General features: G+C 59.5%; 16 protein-coding genes. 3 read left to right on the top strand and 13 right to left on the bottom strand.

Annotation, left to right across the window (positions count from 1 at the left end; genetic code table 11):
• The first annotated feature begins 144 nt into the window (after positions 1–144).
• Positions 145–2640: an MMPL family transporter gene (locus tag ACTHUY_RS02465; protein WP_441675738.1), complete on the top strand. Its 2496-nt coding sequence runs from the start codon at positions 145–147 to the stop codon at positions 2638–2640.
• 181 nt (positions 2641–2821) lie between these two features.
• Here ACTHUY_RS02465 and ACTHUY_RS02470 read toward each other — a convergent pair whose 3' ends face one another.
• The 9 genes from ACTHUY_RS02470 to aspS form a co-directional block, all read right to left on the bottom strand.
• The gene (locus tag ACTHUY_RS02470) at positions 2822–4288 is read right to left on the bottom strand and encodes a multicopper oxidase domain-containing protein (protein WP_441677534.1); all 1467 of its coding nucleotides are present in this window, start codon (positions 4286–4288) and stop codon (positions 2822–2824) included.
• Complete coding sequence (locus ACTHUY_RS02475) at positions 4281–5741, bottom strand: hypothetical protein (RefSeq protein ID WP_441675740.1); 1461 nt, start codon at positions 5739–5741, stop codon at positions 4281–4283. Before ACTHUY_RS02475 ends, ACTHUY_RS02470 begins: the two co-directional genes overlap by 8 nt.
• Positions 5738–6943, bottom strand: coding sequence for a hypothetical protein (locus ACTHUY_RS02480; RefSeq protein ID WP_441675741.1), 1206 nt, complete (start codon positions 6941–6943; stop codon positions 5738–5740). Before ACTHUY_RS02480 ends, ACTHUY_RS02475 begins: the two co-directional genes overlap by 4 nt.
• A gap of 210 nt (positions 6944–7153) precedes the next feature.
• A complete protein-coding gene (locus ACTHUY_RS02485) occupies positions 7154–7447 on the bottom strand; it encodes a DUF2249 domain-containing protein (RefSeq protein WP_126703288.1) in 294 nt (97 codons plus the stop codon).
• A 359-nt stretch (positions 7448–7806) separates the two neighbouring features.
• Positions 7807–8268 (bottom strand): hypothetical protein, encoded by a 462-nt coding sequence (locus ACTHUY_RS02490; RefSeq protein ID WP_441654848.1) that lies wholly within the window; start codon positions 8266–8268, stop codon positions 7807–7809.
• On the bottom strand, positions 8265–8693 hold the full coding sequence (locus ACTHUY_RS02495; RefSeq protein ID WP_441654847.1) for a DUF7718 family protein: 429 nt from the start codon (positions 8691–8693) through the stop codon (positions 8265–8267). The genes ACTHUY_RS02490 and ACTHUY_RS02495 overlap by 4 nt, the downstream gene beginning before the upstream one ends.
• A gap of 430 nt (positions 8694–9123) precedes the next feature.
• The gene (locus ACTHUY_RS02500) at positions 9124–9498 is read right to left on the bottom strand and encodes a thiol-disulfide oxidoreductase DCC family protein (protein WP_441654846.1); all 375 of its coding nucleotides are present in this window, start codon (positions 9496–9498) and stop codon (positions 9124–9126) included.
• 150 nt (positions 9499–9648) lie between these two features.
• The gene (locus ACTHUY_RS02505) at positions 9649–10488 is read right to left on the bottom strand and encodes a GNAT family N-acetyltransferase (protein WP_441677537.1); all 840 of its coding nucleotides are present in this window, start codon (positions 10486–10488) and stop codon (positions 9649–9651) included.
• A 2-nt stretch (positions 10489–10490) separates the two neighbouring features.
• Positions 10491–12311: an aspartate--tRNA ligase gene (gene aspS / locus ACTHUY_RS02510; RefSeq protein ID WP_441654844.1), complete on the bottom strand. Its 1821-nt coding sequence runs from the start codon at positions 12309–12311 to the stop codon at positions 10491–10493.
• Between the two features lie 144 nt (positions 12312–12455).
• Here aspS and ACTHUY_RS02515 point away from each other — a divergent pair, with 144 nt between their 5' ends.
• Together ACTHUY_RS02515 and ACTHUY_RS02520 are read left to right on the top strand one after the other, a co-directional pair.
• Positions 12456–13865, top strand: a complete 1410-nt coding sequence (locus ACTHUY_RS02515) for an MFS transporter (protein WP_441675742.1) — start codon at positions 12456–12458, stop codon at positions 13863–13865.
• A gap of 129 nt (positions 13866–13994) precedes the next feature.
• A complete protein-coding gene (locus tag ACTHUY_RS02520; protein WP_441677539.1) occupies positions 13995–15866 on the top strand; it encodes a DEAD/DEAH box helicase in 1872 nt (623 codons plus the stop codon).
• 390 nt (positions 15867–16256) lie between these two features.
• On the opposite strand, the gene ACTHUY_RS02525 is transcribed toward ACTHUY_RS02520, so the two are convergent.
• The 4 genes from ACTHUY_RS02525 to hisS all read right to left on the bottom strand — a co-directional run bounded on the left by ACTHUY_RS02525 (position 16257) and on the right by hisS (position 21499).
• A complete protein-coding gene (locus tag ACTHUY_RS02525) occupies positions 16257–16475 on the bottom strand; it encodes a hypothetical protein (protein WP_441675745.1) in 219 nt (72 codons plus the stop codon).
• A gap of 400 nt (positions 16476–16875) precedes the next feature.
• On the bottom strand, positions 16876–18453 hold the full coding sequence (locus ACTHUY_RS02530; RefSeq protein WP_441677541.1) for a GTPase: 1578 nt from the start codon (positions 18451–18453) through the stop codon (positions 16876–16878).
• Positions 18450–20183, bottom strand: coding sequence for a dynamin family protein (locus tag ACTHUY_RS02535; protein ID WP_441675747.1), 1734 nt, complete (start codon positions 20181–20183; stop codon positions 18450–18452). Before ACTHUY_RS02535 ends, ACTHUY_RS02530 begins: the two co-directional genes overlap by 4 nt.
• The gene (hisS, locus tag ACTHUY_RS02540) at positions 20180–21499 is read right to left on the bottom strand and encodes a histidine--tRNA ligase (protein ID WP_441677542.1); all 1320 of its coding nucleotides are present in this window, start codon (positions 21497–21499) and stop codon (positions 20180–20182) included. The genes ACTHUY_RS02535 and hisS overlap by 4 nt, the downstream gene beginning before the upstream one ends.
• Positions 21500–21549: the final 50 nt, after the last annotated feature.

Here is a 21549-nt window from a genome sequence, read left to right on the forward strand (position 1 = left end):
CTCCTCAACAGCGGCAGATTCCAAAACAAACTACACCCCCAATTATGAAGAGCCCCTTAATCGACCCGAGATCGTTGCTCCGCTTCGGTCGTGATCTTGATAATAGGATCCCACCCATCTGGGGTACTGCGAGACAATGAAGGCGTGTTCTCGAAGCTCGGTCGTTTGATATCTCATCACCCTCTTGCCACCGTTGTGAGCTGGGTGTTGCTCATGGCGCTCGCGGTTGCTGCGACGTTCACCGGTTTCGGTGGAAAGGCCCTTTTCGACAATCTGGGTTCGGGGAATCCGGTCCTTCCGAACACGGGATCGGCTGCGGTCTACGAGGAAACCGAGGACGATGGAGCAAGCCTGCTCTACATCCTTGACGGGGTTCCCGAAGAACAGCTGGCACAGGACACCGCGGTTTCTCAGGCCCTCACGGACCTGAGCAGGGCGCTGGAAGATCAACCGGGAGTGGCGAGCGTCCTCTCCTATCAGGGCGTGGCTTCCGAGATTGCCTCAACGGTTGAGGAGGAACGAAGCGCTGCACTCGCCGAGGTCGAGGCAGGCTTTGAAGAACCTCAGGCCGAGATCGACATGCTCGCCCAGCTCGACCCCGAGGCAGCTGCCGCCGCACAGGCCGAGCTCGACGCTCAGAAGCAAGCCGCGCTCGACGAGGTCAACGAAAAAGTCGATAGCCAGCTCCAATCCGTTCTTGCCGGAACAGCCGAAACCGAGGGCGATGAGGCGATCGACATAACCTCCTTCCTGTCGACCGAAGGCGATGGACAGATCATTGTCGTTCAACTCGCGGAGGGCCTAACCGAAGAACAGGCAAACACGGCCCACGAGGAGGTCATGGCCGAGTTCGATGCGACGACGGAGCAACTCCAGGCCATCGATTCGGGTATCGAGGGCTACAAGCAGTCGATGACGCTGGCGATGGATGCCGTAATCGGTCAGGTCCAGCAAGATCTCATCACGGGTGAATCAATCGGCCTGCCCATTGCTCTGTTCATCATGATCATTGTCTTCGGCGGTCTCTTGGCTGCTGGCCTCCCCCTCATTGGTGCACTCTCGACGATCGCGCTCGGCATGGGAGGCATTTGGGTTCTCTCTCAGTTCACCGCGGTCGACTCCTTCGTCATCAACATCATCTCGATCATTGGCCTGGGCCTGTCTATTGACTACGGCCTCCTCATCGTGTCGAGATATCGAGAAGAAATCCAGATCCTCCTGCCCACCATTGGCTACGAGGCCGACGGCAGCAACATTCCTCACGGGCTCTCTGCCGAAGAGCAAAAGAAGCTCTCCGATATGCGCCACGAGGCAATCGAGACCACGATCGGCACAGCCGGGCGTACGGTCTTCTTCTCCGCGCTCACGATTGCGATTTCCATTGGCGCTCTACTCGTCATGGATGCTCAAATCCTCCACATGATCGCCCTCGGCGGCGTCATCACGGTTCTGTTCGCAGTGGCCGCCGCCATCTCACTCGTCCCAGCAATCATCGTTCTGCTCGGCAACAAGCTGCTGCGTCCCTCCGTTCTCGTCAGGCTTCCCGGCGTTCGCCGAATCACCAAGACGGTAGGCGATTCAGCCTCTGATCACGGCTTCTTCTCAAAGCTCGCACGTTTCGTTCACGACCGCCCCTGGCCCATCCTGATCCTGCTGGGCGCCCTGCTCGTTGCCATGACGATTCCCGTATGGTCGATGCACCTACGTTCCTCCTACGACGAGTACGTGCCTGCCCACACGGAAACGGGCCAGGCTATCGAGATTCTCGGCAACGAGTACCCTGCCTTCCGCACCTCCGAGATTCAGATCCTCACCGGCACCTCGGAGGAAGAAGCTGCTGGTTCCGCCTTCGTGGCAGAGCTTCGGGAACAGTACCCGGATGCTCGTATCAGCTACACGGACACGGGTGACAACAATAGAGCTCTCATCAATCTGGATCTCGAGACCGACGATCCCCTGAGCGTCGAGGTGGAACAGATCGTTCTCGACATTAGGGACATGGATGCTGGCTTCGAGTTCTGGGTGGGCGGATCGGCGGCCCTTCAGCTCGACTTTAATGACTCGTTGGCTGATGGTCTCCCGCTCGCCCTCGTTATCATCGTTGTCGCGGTCTTCGTGCTCCTGTTCCTCATGACCGGGTCCCTCATGGTCCCCCTCAAGGCCATCCTCCTCAACGGACTATCCCTCCTTGCCTCCCTTGGCCTCACCATCTGGATTTTCCAGAACGGCTTCTTCGGGCTGGAAGTGGCCAAGGGGCTCGAAGCCTACGTCGTTGCCATCGCCCTAGCCTTCGGCTTCGGTCTCGCCATGGACTATGAAGTCTTCCTCCTGGCCAGGATTAAGGAATATTGGGACGCTGGCTACTCGAACGACGAGTCCGTCGAACGTGGCCTCCAGCGGTCCGGGCGTATCATTACGTCCGCAGCGGCAATCATCATCGCTGTCTTCATCGGCTTCGTGTTTGGCGAGCTCATAATGGTCAAACAGGTCGGCGTTGCCCTTGCCATCATTGTTGGCCTAGACGCCACCCTTGTTCGCCTCCTGCTGGTCCCGGCAACCATGACCTTGCTGGGCAAATGGAACTGGTGGGCACCCAAGCCCCTGGTCAAGATTTACAACAAGTTCGGGATCCACCACTAGGACGTCCGAACCAGCCACGCCACGGGCGGCGAGATGAGGAACTTCCGACCTTTCCGTCAATGATCGTCAATTTGACCCCGCCTGCTACCACGCCGAGAGCGTCGGCCCCGGACTAATCCGGGGCCGACACATTCGATGATTTTGCCTGACCACACTCTTGCATGGGGGCAGGGACCATTCTCTAGTCGGTAACGTGCACGTAACCGTGGGCGCCGCGTTCGGCTTCACTCATGATGTGGTTGACGACCGAGTAGTTGCCGGCCTCCGGGAACTCGAGTTCAACGAATCCGCCCTCTGCCGGGAGGAGCGAGAGCACCTGGGAGCCACCGTCGGTTGCGCCGGACGAGGACACTCCTTGGCGAAGGTGGTAGGCACCTTCAATCCAATAGGTATCGAACTGTCCGCCAACAATGTGGAAGGCGAACGGCACGTTCGGCCCGGCGTCCAGCACCCAGAATCTGACTCGTTCACCGGTCTTTACTTCGAAGCGTTCCTGATCGTACTGATTCGCGATGCCATTGAAAACAACGCGGTCCGGGGTGCCGTTCACGATCTTGTCCGCGTTGACCTCTTCGGCCTCTTCCGGGCTGTGGGCTTCGTTTGCGAGGTAGACCTCGGACTGAACGATGACGAACTCATGGTCGACGGGATCAATGTCGGCAGGCTCGATAATGACAGCGCCGTGCATGCCAGCCGCAATGTGCGTGGACATGGGAGCGGTCGAGCAGTGGTACATCCAGATCCCGGCACGTTCAGCCGTGTACTCATATACGAGACTTTCACCCGGGGCAATCGTTCTCATTGGCACATCCGGGGCGAGCGCACCGGCATGGAAGTCGATCGAGTGGCCAATCGTTCCATCGTTCACAAGGGTGATGATGAACTTGTCACCAACCTTGCCGTGCAGAGTTGGCCCCATGGAACTGCCATTGAATGTCCACCTGGTCTGCCACAGGCCGGGAGCAACCTCTAACGGAACCTCGGTCACCGTGAAGGTTAGCTCGTGCGTGACGGGCTCGTCGGTGTCTGCCAGGGGCTCGAGCTTAGCCGGGTAGACCTCCGAGATCTCCGCATCGACAACATCGGGAATTGCGGCAGGCGCCGCATGCCCGGCATGGCCTCCTGCATCAACTGCCGATGACGAACCTCCGGTAACAACGACGTCGAGAGTCATCCCCATCTGCTTGTGGCCCGCCACGGAGCAGTAACCCTCCTGGGAGTAGCTTTGCACGCCGAAGTTCACAGTCTCCGATTTGCCGGGCTGGATACGAGAAGACTCGACGTCGCCAATGACAAGGTCGTGACCGTTCTTGTCGTCCTCGTTGATCAGGGTGACGACCAGTTCATCGCCGGCCGGGACCTCAATGACACTCGGTTCATAGGTCATGTCCGCCGTCATCGTCACCTCAACCTCGGTGGTTTCCCCCGTCGGTTCAACTGCGGCGCCCGCTTGAGCAGTACCGCCGCTCGCAAAGTTCGGGTTGGCTGGAAGGGACGTGCCGGACGGATTGGCGGCAACCCCAAAAGTCACGGCCAGGAGGATCGCAACAACGGAAGCAACGATTCCCGCTGCAGACCAGACCGAGGACACGCCGGAGTTTGACTGGCTCCCCCTCATGCCCGCACTCTTCTTCGTTGTCTCAGACATCATTCTCCTTGTCGGACGTGCCGTTAGTTGTCCTGGTAGAGCCAGCACGATTCATGTCGCTTCCTGACTCAGAGTTCTTATCGCTAACTGGCTGTTGGTGACGTTCGTTCAGTTGGGCCTTTTCGTCTTCCTGCTTGGCAACCGCCTCGGCGGCCTTCTCAGCAGCCTTTACCTCTCGCTCGGCTTCTAGGGCCTTCTTGTGCTTGAGGCCCAGGAAGACGGCACGGAACATGATCGGGATAAACGACATGATGGTTCCGATACCGAGAATGGCAACGATCAGACGGATTGAGGACGGCACGGGAAGTAGCCAGATCACAAGACAAACGTTAGGAACGGCAATGCGGAAGGTTGCTCCGACGTTGAGAGCATCCTGGTACACCGCGAGGTTAGCTGGGCTCTTGCCCATCAAAACGGGTAGCAGGTAGGAAAGGGTACCGAGGAGGATCTGCAGGGCAAAGCCGAAGGCGAGGAGCGGCGCCATCGACACCAGGCGGTCCGTGACCTCGGGCCAGCTATCCGAAAGAGCAAGCAGTACGCCGATCCAGACCAGGCCGACAACCGCCCAGGTGCCCGCGGCACCAACCGAAGCCGGTGCGAACTCGCGGATGCCCTTGAGAGAAACGGGCTTCCACAAGGTTCTGCCCCACCAGACGATGCTCAGCGCATAGACGGCTACGCCAATGATGGAGATGAGCTTAATGCCCGCAACTGCTCCCCCGGCGACGATGACGATACCTGCCAGCAGCGGCCAGAGGACCTGGCGGGTCATCCGTTCGGACCTCTCGTCCATGCGGGCCCGCACCATCGTGGGCCAGAAAGTCACCAGGGTGCCGATCACCGTGAGACCGATCCAGCCGAGCAGGTTGAACGTCATGTGGGCAATCATGAGCCGGCCCCGCCACTCATCACCGAACCCAAAGGCAAGGAGAACACCGAAAGCGGCTCCGACGGGGAGCATGCAGGCAGCGGTGATGTAGTAGCGGATAACGATCCGGAACCTGCCGGGCAGGGCCCTCTTCATCTTCCGGGCCAGGTATACCGCGTGCCACAGCACGGAGACCGTGACAAAAGTGGCGCCAATGAGAACGAGGACCCAGACATCCATGGGGAACCCAACGAACACAAACAGGGCGCCCAGCGCCATGAGCAAGCTGCGGCGGTCCTGGATCTTCCCTTCGTTCGCAGTTGGGCGAGTCTTCAAGAGCGTGTTCGCAAAGTACTCGGACCATACAAGAGCCGAGTGCGAAAGGGCACCAAGGAAGGTGACGTGAATGGCGAGCCAGTCCGAGGACAAGATTTGCTCGTGGAACATTACGACGAAGATAAGGACGATTAGCCAGATCACCGCAACCATGTCGCGGATTGGGCTCACGCCCCTGCCCTTCTTCGCGGGAGTTATGGGCTTCGGAGCGGCCTGCCTATTGCCTGAACCGGGGGAACCGATCTTCATACGCCCTCCCCACCCGAAACAGTTGCAGGAGCAGGCTTAGTTCTGCGCTTTGTTTTCTTCTTCGGTTCTCCCACAATCACCGTTCCAATAACGGTGATGAGGAAGAGCAAAACGGCAATGACGTTGATTTGACCGCCAAGTACCCAGAGCGATCCCTGTCCAACGATCAGCTCAGCACCCACTCGAAGTGCGAGCCCCACATTCAGCAGGGTGAGAGGGATGTACATGATCCTGCGGTACGGAACCGGGATACCCATGACAGCCGGGAAAATTACCGGTGCGTGCGCCATGATCATCGTGAAAGCGAATCCGATAAAGATCGTGTGAATGACGATGTCGTAGTAGGGAGTGCCCACTGCACCCGCCGTCGCGATCCAGACAATTCCGCCAACAATCAACCAAAAGTAGCCGGCAAGCAGTGCGTAGGCCGAGTACCTCGGCAAGCCCTTCGACTTGATCAGCCTGCGCGGGGCATCATCCTTGATCAGCCACAGCGCAATAACGATCTGCACAACGCCAAAGGCACGAGAAGCCGGATCCGGCCAAATAAGAGATGCGGTGACTGCAAGAATCAGCAGGAGAGACAGCGTCAGCAATGTCGGCACCGCACGCGGTCCCATCGAAAGCTGGGCAAGCTCAGCGCGCTCGGAGGCAATAGTAATAATCAGGAAAGAGCCAAGCAGCGGGATCAGCGCAGAGACGTCAAAGCGCAGTACCAGGATTGTTGCGACAAGGAGAGGTACCGCCGACAGGATCTGCGTTGCTAGTAGCGGGAGTGGGGCTCTGCGCCACAGCCACAGGTAAACGAGCGTGAAAGCGAGGGCCCCCTGGATCATGAGGAGGTGACCGACCAGGCCCCAGAAGGATGCTGTGCCGCCGATAGCCAGCAGAATGCCACCGGCACCGAGGAGCGTTGGCGCAAGAAATGCCCAGCTGTTCTTCGGCTCATTGTGAGCGAGTGCCTGACCACGTTCGAGAGAAATCAGAGTGCCGAGGAAGCCCGCTGTCATGACGAACCCATGAACCGAATCATCCTGCGCTTCGGCAGGTGCCCAGGACCCAAGATTGAGAAGCCCGGCATTCATTCCCATCAGAAGCGACAGCCCACCAAGGACAAGAAAAATGACGCGCCACGAGATTCGGCGTCGCTTACCGCCACTGCCCGTTGGTCCGGGGGCCTGAAGCGAACTGGTAACTGTCATGTCTCCTCAAGATTTAGTGGCGAAACAGCTTATTCATCGAAGGTAACTATCCGAAACAGATATGTACCAATAGTTTTGGGGCCAGTGTTTGCTTTCCCCAGCCTACCGAGCAGACAGCGCTGGCTCGAACACGGAGGGCCGGATACTCGCGGCTGTCACCGCGGACCCGACCCTCCGTGAGACTAAGTTCTTTGTGGCCTCGTCAAGAGGCTACTTGCGCTTCAGCGCGATGGTCCACGGTTCCTCGGAAACATAGGAGATCTCGATGGCGTCCGCACCGTTGAGATCGACGAGCTGCTGCAGAAGCGGCTTCGGGTTGTGCGGAGCAATGATGTGCATGGTCATGCCCGGGCGTAGCTGAGAGAAGGCACCAATGACGGAGCCATGACGAATTGCGTGCGGAATGATCCGAACGTCAAGGACCGGAACGTCCTCATCGTGCCCGCCGCAGCCGCAGCCGCCGCCACCGTGAGCAGAAACATCTTTGATCGAAAGCTCAGACATTATGTCCTCCATTGAGTATGAACGCTTACCTAATTATTACACGTTAAACCGGTTTAATTAAATGGCGGGCGAGGATCACACTGAGTAGAGGACTTGCTGCACAGATCACCAAGTCCTCTACGACAGGACGGTCGCTTCCATAACAAAACCTAGCCCACCTTCGCTGAGCGAGCGTCGCTCTTCGGTGCAAAGTTTCAGAAATTAATTATCGGCTCGTAAGCTTCCTTAAGCTGATCTCAACGACGCGATCTCACTTCAACCAAGGAGCGCACGGGGACCATAATTTTGAGGTGGGCGCCCAAATCGCGTTTTGGGCGCCCACCTCATTCAATAGATCTCAGCGATATTCTCGTACGTGATTAACTCACCATAGAATAAACACGTGGCTCTTCAAACGGCAGTTCGAGCGAATCGTTCCTTGAAATTGTTGGCTGGGTAAAGCGAACCTCAAAATTTCTTCGAATCGAATCGCACAGCATGCCAACCGTCGACAACTCCCCATTCCTATCGCGACCAACTACGACCGAGTCATCTTCGCTGGTATCGCCTGACAGATCCAACTCTAGATCGCCAAATTCCAAGAACTCGAATCGTTCGTCCTCGGCGCGTTTCGGGTAGTACACTGCTACGACTGCTGCTCCATTCACCCTTAGGTTACGGAACAGAATATCGAGACTCTCGCTTTCCAGCATCGGAACAATTCGACGAGACGAGTCGTAACCATTATGGCGAAGGGTCGCACGACCGGTCGGAGAGCCTAGGAACCGTCCTAGGGCGCGGTTCGTATCCCGAAGCAACCTCATCGTTTCCTTCTCACTCACGCTTTCCACCTCTCCATTATCATCTCAATATTGTCTAGAAGATAGTCATAAATATCGTGGTACTGATGATTAACATAATTCCAGCCTGTCTTCAAAGGAATTGTCGAAAGCACTTCTTTCTTTTCAGCACCGGAGTTGCGGTTGTACTGATGCCAATGGACAGTTCCATGACTGGTGTCGACCCGACATATTCGATACCACGGACCATCAAGTTCTTCCCTCCAATGTAGTTCAATGCTGAAATCGACGATCATTTTCCTATAGATGGCCTGACGCACTCGAAGCTCTAGGTGAGGGTAGTCCTCATACCAGCGGAGGTCAAGGCGAAATACAGAATCTGGATCTCGGGCACTTTGGGGCGGCGGTTTATAGCTTTGAACCGTAGCCCCGCTCATATCGGCGAGCTTGGAATTCTTCCTCACCATCAAACATCCGCTCCGTCAGTTACGGACAACTACTTTGGCTGTCATGCCAATCCTTACGGAACCAATTATATCTGGCACAACAGGCAGCATTCCCTGAGAAAAGTTACTGTGAATAACCAATACCCTTTACAGGTTTCGCACTTTTGGAGCTTCAATCTTGCCCTCCATCAAAACTATGGAATAAGTAATCCGAACCAAACCGGAAGATGCAATTGGGCCACATACAACAGTCCAAGTTCATAAATCGACGCATATATCCTATAGATTCGGATCTTCAATCATCAGTGGATATTGCACTCGTGAGAGCCGGTTGTGGTGCGGGTGGGAACTGGTGGCCGTTTAGGCCGAATAATTCGTGTGCCGATTCAGGTAATGCTAGGTCGTGACACAACCGTCATTTCAACTAGGAATCCTTGCTCCTAGTCCCAAACTACTTCTTGATAGAGCAGGCTCCATTACCCAGTGCCGAGCACGACCTGTTCCTCGCCACCCATGCGTACGCTCTTCGGGCTATTGGATCAATAGGTCTGAGGTCGATGATTCTCCCGACCCATGTCCAGGGTCTGCCCATTGTTGCGAGCACTGCAGCCACTGCACGGTGTCCGCGCTCAACGGTCTCTCCTGCGTAGACAACATGCTGGGAGTATTCGGCAGGGTTCACTCCCCTGCTTGTGAGGTCGGCGAATCCCGTGAACTCAACGTGGGTTCGCTTGCTCGCAAACTTTGCCATGCGCGCGCACATCTTGCATCCGCGGTCGTAGACACAGATTGGCACCGAGGGGCCAGTATTTCCCAAGTGATTCATGCCGTCTCCTCCGTTCCTCTTCCGCGCGTTCATCGGTTTTCGGTCAAGACTCGGTTTTCACAAGGCTTCGGCTTGAACGTTCACGCGTCGCTTCTACGCCGGTATTTTGCCCAGGGTACGCAGAATTACCAGCCAGGTGAAAGGGGTCGCCTACTGTTCAGGCAGGGGCTCTCGCGAATGGGTGACGTAAGAATAGCCTTCGGTAATGCCGAGACGGCGGTAGAGCTTGCGGGCACGGTCGTTCCAGGACCACATACCGAAGGAAACGATCTCAACCTCGTTGAGCTCTCGATTGATTGTGCCAGCCATAACGGCACCGCCTATGCCGTTGCCCTGGAGTTCGGGATCGGTTCCCAGTCCGGCGAAGTGGGACCCATTGGTGCCATCGGCGTTGGGGAGCCGTTCAACTCCCATGGCTCCGCCAAGCAGGTTGCCATCGATGTACCCGTACCAGGTGAGGTCATCGAGATCGCGTAGTGCCGACGTAGTTGGATTCGAAGCCGAGATGACGCGTTCAATCTCTGCCCGCCACGTGGGTAGGTCTAGGCGGGCGACAAATTCATCGCCCTTCGGTGTGGGTAGAGGCGAGTCACTGTAGAAGAAGTCCCACCGGTTGCCGATATGGGGGCCGAGCCAGTCGCGGTGACGGTCAGCTAAACCGTCATGAGTGTTGGACTGGAGCATGGCCCGCGAGGGTGCGGGCAGGGTACCCCGGCCCGGGAGGGCGGCGAGGTTACCCTCCGCCGCCTGCTCCCGTACCCGGTCGAGTGAGGTGTTCACCGCATCGGGTTCGCCGATTGCGAGCATTCGTACGAACTCGTGTTCCTTCTCGCGGACGAGAAGGTCGTCGAAGTCCTTAAGTGGCCTGGCTGCGGTCAGCACAACGGCATGCTCGGGGCCTACGTCGCTGAAGAGGTTGTGTCCCTCTTCAGCCATGGTCTGCCATCGCAAAGCCCCTGTCCTCCAGAACACCTCGGTTGACTGGTCCATGGTCAGTTAGTTGAATCCTCTGCCTCGGACTTCTCGGCGTCGGACTCTTCATCCTTGGCCTTGAGCTTGGCATCCACGCCAGCTTCCTTACGCTGTTCGGGCGTGATGGGTGCCGGGGCGTCGGTCAGCGGATCGTATCCGCCACCCGACTTCGGGAAGGCGATAACGTCGCGGATCGACGGAGCATCGATGAGGAGTGCGACGATGCGGTCCCAGCCGAAGGCGATGCCGCCGTGGGGCGGTGCACCGTACTTGAAGGCGTCAAGGAGGAAGCCGAACTTCTCCTGCGCCTCTTCCTGCGACAGTCCCATGGTCTTGAAGACGCGCTCCTGAACATCAGAGCGGTGGATACGGATCGATCCGCCACCGATCTCGTTGCCGTTACAGACAATGTCGTAGGCATTGGACAGTGCGCTACCGGGGTCGGTGTCGAACGTGTCAAGATGCTCGGGCTTCGGTGCGGTGAACGCGTGGTGCACTGCGGTCCAGGCTCCCCCACCGACAGCAACGTCGCCCTCTGCCTTGGCCTCGGAGGCCGGCTTGAACATGGGGGCGTCGACAACCCAGACGAACGACCATTCCTTGTTGTCGATGAGGCCACAACGCTCACCGATCTCGAGGCGGGCCGCCCCGAGCAGTGCGCGAGACGACGTGATGTCGCCGGCAGCAAAGAAGATGCAGTCGCCGGGCTGAGCACCGGTGGCGGCGGCAAGGCCGTCGCGCTCGGCTTCCGAAATGTTCTTGGCAACCGGGCCGCCGAGCGTGCCATCTTCCGCGAGGGTGACGTAGGCAAGGCCCTTGGCACCGCGGGCCTTCGCCCACTCCTGCCACTTGTCGAAGGTACGGCGCGGCTGAGAGCCACCGCCTGGCATGACAACAGCGCCAACATATTCGTTCTGGAATACGCGGAAGGGCGTGTCCTTGAAGTAGTCGGTGAGGTCGACAAGTTCCTGTCCGAAGCGCAGGTCCGGCTTGTCGGTACCGTATTTGGCCATCGCATCAGCGAAGGTCATGCGCGGGATCGGGGTCTTGAGCTCGTAGCCGATGAGCTTCCAGATCTCGGCAAGAACGTTCTCCGCAATCGCAATGACGTCATCCTGCTCGACGAACGACATCTCGACGTCCAGCTGGGTGAACTCGGGCTGACGGTCTGCGCGGAAGTCTTCATCGCGGTAGCAGCGTGCGATCTGGTAGTAGCGTTCCATGCCGGCCACCATGAGGAGCTGCTTGAACAGCTGCGGTGACTGCGGGAGTGCATACCAGGAACCGGGGGCAAGACGGGCCGGGACGAGGAAGTCGCGGGCACCCTCCGGGGTGGAACGAGTCAGCGTCGGGGTTTCAATCTCTACGAAGTCAGCATCATCAAGGACGGTGCGGGCGGCACGGTTAACCTTCGCGCGGAGACGAATAGCGTTCTGCTCGTACTTGCGACGCAGGTCAAGGTAGCGGTACTTGAGACGGGTTTCCTCACCAACCTTCCCGGAGTCTTCGGCATGCTCGGAGACCTGGAACGGAAGTGGTGCGGCGGAGTTGAGAACTTCGACGTCGTCGGCAACAACTTCAATATCGCCGGTGGGGATGCCGGCGTTGGCGTTGCCCTCGGGGCGTTCGCGAACGGTCCCGGTCACCTGAATGACGTACTCGGAGCGGAGCTCGTGGGCAACCTCTTCGCGAATAACAACCTGGGCGATACCGGAGGCGTCACGAAGATCGATGAAGGCAATGCCGCCGTGGTCGCGGCGACGGTCAACCCAGCCGACGAGTGTAACGGTTTCTCCAATGTGGGAGGCCCGCAGGCTTCCAGTGTGGTGCGTACGAAGCACGATTCCTCAATTCTGTTTTGGTTCTAGCCCGCGAGACGAGCGGACCCGGGCGGAGGCGAGACGAGCCGGCGCCAGGAACCAGTCTAGGATACGCATCACCCATGTCCAGTTCTTGGCTTCGAAGACATGGGTGAGACAATGCCCATGATGGCTAAGATTTCCCGCAAACAACGCACCGCATCCGAATCGGCTCAGCGGTGGCTTCTGTGGACGGCTACCGCCATCATCACCTGCATCGCGTTCGAAACTCTCGCAGTGACGACGGCTATGCCAACGGTGACGACGCAACTGCAGGGCGAGCACCTGTTTGCACTCGCCAATGGAATCGCGCTCGCCGCTCAGCTCATCACGACAGCTATCGCGGGCCAGTGGATCGACGCGAAGGGCGTGAAGCCAGCTCTATTTATCGGGCTGTCGATGTTCGCCCTAGGCCTTTTCATCTGCACTGCATCACCGACAATCGAAATCTTCACGATCGGGCGCCTGGTGCAGGGGCTCGGTGGCGGACTCTGCATTGTCCCCCTCTACGTGCTGGTCGGGCGCCTCGTACCGTCCGACACGCAACCGAAGTTCTTCGCGTTCTTCTCTGCGGCCTGGGTCGTCCCTTCGCTCGTGGGCCCCGCCATCTCCGGTTTCCTTGTCGAGCAGGCGCACTGGCGCTGGGTGTTCGCCATCGTTCCCATCGCGCTGGTAGTCATCATGCCGGTCATCGGCAAGGTGCTGAACATGCTTCCGCCGATGGAGTTCACCGGCAGCCTGAAGCGCATAAACAAGACGATCGGTGTCGCACTTGGTACCGGCGGTGCAGCCATCATTCTTCAAGTTCTTTCCGGCACGGAGTCCGCGGACTTCACGCCCCTGACATTCATCATCATTGCGGTCGCGATGATCGCGGCGCTCGCGTTCGTCCGCCCCCTTATTCCCCCTCGGACGATCACGCTTGGTCGCGGACTGCCGGCAACGATCGCTTTCCGAACCTTCCTGAACGGCACTTTCGTGGGGATTGAGATCTACCTGCCGCTCATGCTGCAATGGATCCACGGCTGGGATCCGTTCGAAGCCGGCCTAACCCTCACGGTTGGCTCCGCCACCTGGGCCGTCGGTTCGTTCATCCAGGCCCGCATCGTCGACCCCAAGAACAGAAAGTACATCGCCAACTGGGGTGCGTTCTTCATGTTGCTGGGCTGCCTCGGCACGATCCCCGTGGCCTTCGTATCCGTCTCACCGGGCTTCCTCGTTGCTGCCTGGGCTGTCGCGGGTCTCGGCATCGGTTTGGCACACCCGGCCATGTCCACGCATGCTCTCGGTCTCACCCCCGTCGAGAAGCAGGGCGGCACATCATCGTCGTTGCAGATGGCTGACAATCTTGGCTCTGCGCTCGCCATCGCCATCGCAGGCATCGCCTTCGCCCTCATCGCAGGCCAGGGCACAGCAGCTTTCGTTCTCCTCCTGTCCGTCATGAGTGGCCTCGCCCTGTGCACCCTGCTCATCTCATTCCGGGTTGAGCCGAAGGTCACCACTTCGCCACTGCCCAACGAGGCCGATCCCCGGTAAGGTAGACAAGGCGCTAAAGAGCGCTGTAGAGGCGTCATAAGGCGCCGGGAATGCGCCCACGAGGCGCTGGAACAGGCTGACGCTGCCACTCTTGTGTGATTCGGGCAGGTTGGCAGATTGAGGAACACAATGGCGGATACGCCCGCATCAGACACCCCCGAAACACCTGAAGTAGAAGAAAACACCACCACTTTTGCCGATCTTGGACTGCCGTCCGACCTGCTTGAAGCGGTAGAAACTCTCGGCTTTACGACGCCCACCGCAATCCAGGAACAGACGATCCCGACCCTGCTCGGCGGCCGCGACGTTGTTGGCGTCGCACAGACCGGAACCGGCAAGACCGCCGCCTTCGGTCTTCCCCTTCTCGCACAGATCGACCCCGATAAGCGACGCGTCCAGGCGCTTGTCCTGGCACCCACCCGCGAGCTGGCGATGCAGGTTGCGGACGCTATCTCTGACTTCGCTCAGGTCAACCACGACATCAAGGTCCTTTCCGTTTACGGCGGCTCCTCATACGTACCCCAGATCCGCGGGCTTGAGCGAGGCGCCCAGGTCGTTGTCGGAACCCCCGGCCGCGTCATGGACCTCATCGACAAGGGCGCTCTCAAGCTCAACAACGTTTCGTACTTCGTCCTCGACGAGGCCGACGAAATGCTCCGCATGGGATTTGCCGAAGACGTTGAAACGATCGCCGGATCGCTCCCCAGCGAAGGTAGGATCACGGCCCTCTTCTCGGCCACAATGCCTCCCCAGATCCGCAGGGTCGCCGACCAGCACATGAACGACCCGGAGCACATCTCCGTATCGAACCCCCGCTCCACCGTTTCCACGGTCAAGCAGACCTACGCGGTCGTGCCTTCCCGCCACAAGATCGGCGGACTCGCCCGCGTGCTGGCAACAACGGATGCTGACGCAGCAATTGTCTTCGTTCGCACCCGCGCCTCCGCGGAGGAGCTCGCCCTCGAACTCAATGCACGCGGAGTGCAGGCCGCCGCCATTTCCGGCGACGTTGCCCAGCGTGACCGCGAGAAGCTCATCGAGCGTCTCCGCTCCGGCTTCCTCGATGTTCTCGTCGCCACCGACGTGGCGGCCCGTGGCCTTGACGTCGAGCGCATCGGACTCGTCATCAACTTCGACATCCCGAAGGAAATCGACACCTACGTGCACCGCATCGGCCGTACCGGCCGTGCCGGACGCGAAGGCGTTGCCCTTTCCTTCGTTACCCCGCGCGAGCGGGCCCGCCTCCGCAAGATCGAGCAGGCCACGAAGGCCAATATGGAAGAGGTCGACCTGCCGACCCCGGCAGAGGTCTCGAAGCTTCGCGCGAACCGCCTCATCAAGGAAGCCACCGAACGTTACTCCGTTGGCCGCCTCTCCGTATACCGCGAGGCCCTCGACTCGTTTAAGGCAGCCCAGGAGGCCGAGGAAACCGACATGTCAGTCGACGACCTGGTCTACGCGCTCCTCGCCATTGGCGTTCGCGATCCCGGCCCCCAGGCGAACGACGAACCGGACCGTCTTAACGTTCGCGACCGCGATCGTGACCGTGATCGCGATGATCGTGGCCCGCGTAAGGGACGCGACCGTGCACCGCTCCACGGATCACGCCGCTACCGCGTCGAGGTCGGCCACCGCGACGGCGTTAAGCCGGGTGCAATCGTCGGTGCTATCACCGGCGAAGGCGGCCTCCGCGGATCCGACCTGGGCAAGATCGACATTTATCCGTCGTTTTCCCTCGTCGAGATCGCCGGTGAGCTTTCGAGCGACGCCACCAACCGCATCTACGACGCCGAGGTATCCGGCAGGGCGCTCAAGATCCGTCCCGATGAAGGACCTCGTGGCGGTGGCGGACGCAAGTACGACCGCGGAGACCGTAAGTTTGATCGCGGTGAACGCGGCGGAGACCGCTTCAAGCGCGGCGGAGACAGATTTGATAAGCGTGGAGGTGACCGTTTCGACAAGCGTCGCAGCGGTGGCCCCAAGCGTCGCCGAGACTACTAGAGACAGCGGAGCGACACGTCACTTTTGAGTGACACCAGTGAGGCCCCTCTTCGGAGGGGCCTCACGCATGCATCTTTGCCGCCACCATGCTTGCCCGAAAACAGTAAAAGAAGACCGGCCCTGGACTTCCACAATGTGGAGAGCAGAACCGGTCGTGTTGCTAACTATAATATCAACGGCGCTGAGACATTCTCTATGATTCGTACTAACAGTTCACCAAAGCAGCCCTGAGAAATCACATGCCCCGCGCAACTGGGCCCCACGGCTCACCCTGAGGATTCGGTTGCTAGCGAGATCCCTCAATCGGCTGGAAACTCCCAGGAGAACCTATGGGATGTCGATGCTTTCTCGATATTCAATCTGAGCACAATCAACCAAGTTCAGGAGATTTCACGGGGCGAGTGCACCGTCTTTCTTGACGAGATCACCGGCGGCAAGTGCAATGGCAATGGTGTTGGCGGCACGCCGGACAACGCGAACTCGTTCCCGTAAAACTCCGTCTATTACCGGGTCCGTATCCCACCAGTGGATGGATGCGTCATCGAGCTTAGTGTCACCAGGGGTCTGGATGATACCGAGCTCACGGTCTCCCAGCTCGGTATCATCCAATCCCTAAACCATCAACACCATCGCTCGCACGCTCAGATAGATTTCGCCCCCAGCATTCACTGGACCTCGATCATCGTTGCTGTCATTGTGGCCATCGCAGTCTCCATCGCGTGGAAGTCCACCCCCAACACAATCGATACGCCAGCCCAAGACCGCTGAACAACAGCACGTGAACTAACACATTGAATTAGCACTGAGGTCCGCCCTTCAATTGGGTCGGACCTCAGCTCTGTTATTCATGTTGTAATCTGCGGAGTTGGCTTGCTCCAGAAAAATAACGTCCGGATGTTGGTCTTGAATACAGCTTCATCGTTGCGGAACTATGTCGACTCCTGGCCCGCTCTAGCGAGCTCCAGATATAGTCAGAACCCCAAATGAGGATGTGTAGTCTCGCCCCCTACTACTTCCGCCCGACCCTTGTTAGGCGGTTCGAGATCTCTCCGAGTTCGCGAGAGTCTTCCAGTACCTTGTCGATACCGGAGAGCATGTGCTCCTCGGTTACGGGGGCAATCTCCTTGATGAGCTTCTTCTTCACCCTACGGCCAACGGCCTTTGATCCGCTGTTCAGGAATAGCCTGCCCAGCAGGGAGAGAATTAATCCGACAGCCAGTCCCCCGATAAAGAGTAGCGGCGGTAGTGGAGTCTCCCCAATCATCGGAGGATCGGGTAGCGGAAGAACCATCGCGTTAGCTAGCCAGATTGCTCCGAGCCAGAGAAGACCAACGACGGCGACAACAAAGAAGAGCCACTGGAGGAAGTTCATGATCGACCACCACGCAGGCTTCTTTGCGTAACCTAAATCTGCCTTGGCGATGATGCGGTCAGCCTGATCGAGAACATTACCCGTCCGGTACTCGGCGGCCTCGGCGGCATCCCGCTGCCAGGCTGCGGGCAAACCTTCGGCAGCGTTCGTGACGACGGTGCGCACGAGTCCGCGGACCTGCGACTCTTTCGCGGGCGTTGCACGAACGCCCGTCAGGGTTGGAATCTCGCCCTTCTCCGGCACGAGATGAAGTCCCTTGAGCGGATCGACGCGAACACCGCGGAGCCAGCGCAGCGCCGGCCATCCCACACTCTTCTTGCCGCGGTACATGTACGAACCGGACGCTGCCTTTGCGACCTGGTCCACGCCCGCTGCGTTTGCAACGGCACTGGCAATTTCCTGCCGGTCCTTCTTCGTGATTCCGGCGGGGGCGCTACCGACCTGCTTACCGAGCTCACGACCGACCGATCGCACATCCGCGCTCATGCGGTCGTAAGCGGCTTGCTGGGAGCCCGCAACCCGCTCAATGGTGGTACGGAGCGTTTCAACACCTTCACCGGTCCGTGCGGAGGTCGCAATGATCTCGGCTTCCAGTCCGTCTTCTCGAATGATCTTCTGCGCATCAGAGATCATCCCGGGGCGTTCATCAGCATCGACCGTATCAATTTGGTTGAGAACGACAAGCGTGACATCCGAATGCTCGGACATGACGCGCAGATAGTCTTCGTGGACGACAGCATCCGCGTACTTCTGGGGGTCGAGAACCCAAACAAGAACGTCAACAACACCGGCGAGCCGCGAGGCGATCTCCCGGTTAGCTTCCTCCGTCGAATCAATATCGGGCATGTCCAACAGGACGATCCGATCCCCGTGGGAGGAGAACATCCCGGGCTTCACGTGACGGTCTCTGACATCGAGCCAGTCAAGCACCTCGGCGGCGGGCTGTTCCGACACGGACATCGGCGCATTCGTCGTTGGCCTGCGTGCGGCCACCCTTGCAAAATCTGAGCCCGTCAACGCATTGAAGAGCGAGGACTTCCCCGAACCGGTCGCACCAAAAAGGGCGACAACGGTCGTCTCGAGACCGGCGGCCTGCCTTTCGACAACCGCTTCTTTGAGTTCGAAAGCTCGCGAAAGCAGGTCCGGATCAACTCTTCCCTCCGCGATTTCAAGCGCCCTCGACAGGTCATGCAAGCCTTCGTTCAGAGTGGTCACTGGCCGTTCTCCTCTCGTCGGGCTGCGGACAGGAGTGCGAGAACCTCGGCAAGATCATCTCCCGCAGAAGCATCAACGCCAAGTGTTGCCAGTTCGGAGCGGAACGGCTCAGCGTCGGTAACCATGAAAGCTCCTGCCCTCTCGTGGAGGTCCTTCAGTGCCGACTGCGCCATGCGACGCACCGCCTCATCTCCGAAGATGGCTTCGAGGAGCTTCTGCGCCACGACGGCAGTGCCGCCCGCGACAACCACCTCACCACCGGACAGTCCGGCGGTGGAGGCAAAGATAACGATCATGAGGGCGATGGCAACAGTGTTGAGGCCCAGGGACAGGACTCGCGCGGAAGCGCGCTTGTCCTTCCCCTCTTCCTGAATGAGGGCGGAAAGGGTTGCTTGCCACTGGCGAACAAGTTCGGTGGCCGCCTCGCGGCGGTCTTCAGGGGTGCGCAGGCGTGCTGCGGCGTTGGCAACGAGTCGTTCTCCGCCCAGGCCGCGGGCCCAGGCCCGTTCCACGGTGGCAATAGCGGACTCGGTTTCGCCAACCAGCATGTGGGCGATTCCGTCTTCAATGGCGACCTCGACCTGCTCGGCCTGTGCCTTACCATCGCCCCCAAACCAGGAACTGATCTTGTCCCTGATCTTGCCGACCCCTGCCTCCACCTGGCGGAGGATCTCTCCCGTGCCAACAAAATCCTGCCAGCGGGCGAGCACCTCACCGCGAAGAACGGAGCCGTCGTCGACGGCTGACACAACCTTGCTGTGTGCCGAAGCAAAAGCATCATCGACCTGGGAGGCGAGAGTCACGAGCGCGGAACGCTGCTCATCAAGTGCCGGAAGGAGCCCGCGGCCGCGGATGGCGACAGCGTCGACCGCTCCCCCAAGCGTCTGTCGTGCGACAGCGGTTCTCGCAGCGGAATCGTGGGCAAGGCCTTCGAGCCAGGCCCGCACGTGCGAAACATCGGCCTCGGGGATAAAGCCATCTTCACCAAGATCCGTCTCGCCGATAACGAACAGAGGTGCGTGGGAAAGACCCCGCTCCTCGAGCCGGCGGGAAAGATCGGCACGAACCTCCACCCCAACACCGGAAGGCACGCGGTTCAGAACAATCGCGATCACAATATTGCGGGAAGCGGCCTCGTCCAGCAGGGCCCACGGAATAGCGTCCGCGTACCTCGCTGCCGTTGTCACAAACAGCCAGAGATCCGCGGCGGACAGAAGCTGGGCCGCGAGGCGCCTGTTCTCCTCGACAATGGAGTCGATGTCGGGAGAATCAAGCAGGGCAAGTCCCTCGGGAAGGGTGTCGACCGATGCGAGTTCGAGCTCGGTATGCGTACCACCGGCAGATCCGCGCACGCGGGCCAGCTCGGGAAGAATCCGGTCGCCCTCGAACCACGCCCTATCGGCCGTGTTGTGAACGAGAAGGGGGGTACGCGTCGTCGGCCTGATGGCACTCGAATGAGCAACGTTCCGTTGGGTGAGGGCGTTGACGAGTGCGGACTTGCCGGACCCGGTGGAACCGCCGACAACGGTGAGGAGCGGAGCATCGAGGGACGCGTAGCGGGGCAGAATGTAGTCATCGAGCTGATGACGCAGGTCCACCGTCTCTTCGCGGGCGTCCTCGGACTGCGGCAGGTCGAGCGGGAAGCCCAACCTGTCGAGTGTCTGTCGTAGATCCTCCAGCAGGCTGGCTACCTCGGCGGCCGACCTGCCGATGCCGGCGGGCGCTCTCACGAAAGCATCCGGACGGTCGGGTGCAGATCCTCTACGGGCGGGGCCCACTGGGCCGCGTCAGCGTCCACCTGTTCACCGGAGCGAATATCCTTGACCGAATCGGGATCGCCGGGGAACCAAACGAAGGGGATTCCGCGCCGATCGGCGTAGCGGATCTGCTTACCGAACTTCGCGGCCGACGGGGAGACCTCGGTCGGGATCCCGCGGTCGCGAAGCTGAACGGCAATGCGCTCAGAAGCACGCCGGTGTTCCTCATCCATAACGGCAACCACAACGGCCGTGGGAACCGACCGGGAGGCTTCAATCAGCGGAGTGCCCAGCACGCGTGCAAGAACGCGAGAAACGCCGATAGAAAGTCCGACACCCGGGTACGTCTTCTTGCCGTCCGTGGCGAGCGAATCGTAGCGTCCACCCGAGCAGACTGAACCAAGATCCTCGTGACCGACCATGGTGGACTCGTACACGGTACCCGTGTAGTAGTCGAGACCGCGGGCGATCTTCAGGTCGGCAACGATCGAGCCAGGCATGAGCTCATTAGCGCCCTCAACAAGATCGACGAGCTCGTTCAGGCCCGTATCGAGTAGCTCGGAGCGCGCGCCGAGCGCGAGTACCTGATCGGCGATCGAGCCGTCCGAACCGGTGATTGCCGCAAGTGCGAGTGCCTGAGATGCCTGCTCTTCAGTGGCTCCGTCTGCCATAAGCATTTCGGCCACAGCCTTCTCTCCGATCTTGTCAAGCTTGTCGATGGCGCGAAGAGCGCCCTCAATATCTGCCAGGCCGATGGCCTCGTAGAAGCCCTGGGCGACTTTGCGGTTCGAGGCGCGGACAACAACCTTGGGAATGGGGAGTTTGGAGAGCGCATCGACCATGACGAGCGGCAGCTCCATGTCGTGGTGCTGGGACAGAGTGTCCTGCCCGACAACGTCGACGTCGGCCTGGACGAACTCGCGGAAGCGGCCGTCTTGGGGGCGCTCGCCGCGCCAGACCTTTTGGATCTGGTAGCGCTTGAACGGGAACATAAGGCGTCCCGCGTTCTCCACAACGTAGCGGGCCAGCGGCACCGTCAGGTCAAAATGGAGTCCCAGCTCGGCATCGTCAGTGGCCTGGTCCGCCTGAAGGCGGGAAAGCAGGTAGATTTCCTTGGACGTCTCGCCCTTGGAGAGAAGCTGAGAAACGGGCTCCACTGCCCGGGTTTCGATTCCCGAGAACCCGTGCAGCTCAAACGTCCTCTGCAATGTGCTGAGGACATGCTGCTCGACGAGCCTCTGCTCGGGAAGCCATTCCGGGAAGCCGGAGAGTGAGAAATGACGTGCCATGGTCGCTATTCTCTCACGCCGACAAATTCAACGGCGTGAAGTAACCGGCA

Origin of the sequence: Flaviflexus sp. (assembly GCF_052087705.1) — a bacterium.
GTDB lineage: Bacteria > Actinomycetota > Actinomycetes > Actinomycetales > Actinomycetaceae > Flaviflexus > Flaviflexus ciconiae.

What these genes read in the sequence shown, in the direction of transcription:
- ACTHUY_RS02520 (WP_441677539.1), top strand. Translation starts at nt 13,995, where the DNA reads ATGGCGGATACGCCCGCATCAGACACCCCCGAAACACCTGAAGTAGAA.
- ACTHUY_RS02475 (WP_441675740.1), bottom strand. Translation starts at nt 5,741, where the DNA reads ATGAAGATCGGTTCCCCCGGTTCAGGCAATAGGCAGGCCGCTCCGAAG.
- ACTHUY_RS02470 (WP_441677534.1), bottom strand. Translation starts at nt 4,288, where the DNA reads ATGTCTGAGACAACGAAGAAGAGTGCGGGCATGAGGGGGAGCCAGTCA.
- ACTHUY_RS02485 (WP_126703288.1), bottom strand. Translation starts at nt 7,447, where the DNA reads ATGTCTGAGCTTTCGATCAAAGATGTTTCTGCTCACGGTGGCGGCGGC.
- ACTHUY_RS02500 (WP_441654846.1), bottom strand. Translation starts at nt 9,498, where the DNA reads ATGAATCACTTGGGAAATACTGGCCCCTCGGTGCCAATCTGTGTCTAC.
- ACTHUY_RS02515 (WP_441675742.1), top strand. Translation starts at nt 12,456, where the DNA reads ATGATGGCTAAGATTTCCCGCAAACAACGCACCGCATCCGAATCGGCT.
- ACTHUY_RS02480 (WP_441675741.1), bottom strand. Translation starts at nt 6,943, where the DNA reads ATGACAGTTACCAGTTCGCTTCAGGCCCCCGGACCAACGGGCAGTGGC.
- ACTHUY_RS02505 (WP_441677537.1), bottom strand. Translation starts at nt 10,488, where the DNA reads ATGGACCAGTCAACCGAGGTGTTCTGGAGGACAGGGGCTTTGCGATGG.
- ACTHUY_RS02495 (WP_441654847.1), bottom strand. Translation starts at nt 8,693, where the DNA reads ATGGTGAGGAAGAATTCCAAGCTCGCCGATATGAGCGGGGCTACGGTT.
- hisS (WP_441677542.1), bottom strand. Translation starts at nt 21,499, where the DNA reads ATGGCACGTCATTTCTCACTCTCCGGCTTCCCGGAATGGCTTCCCGAG.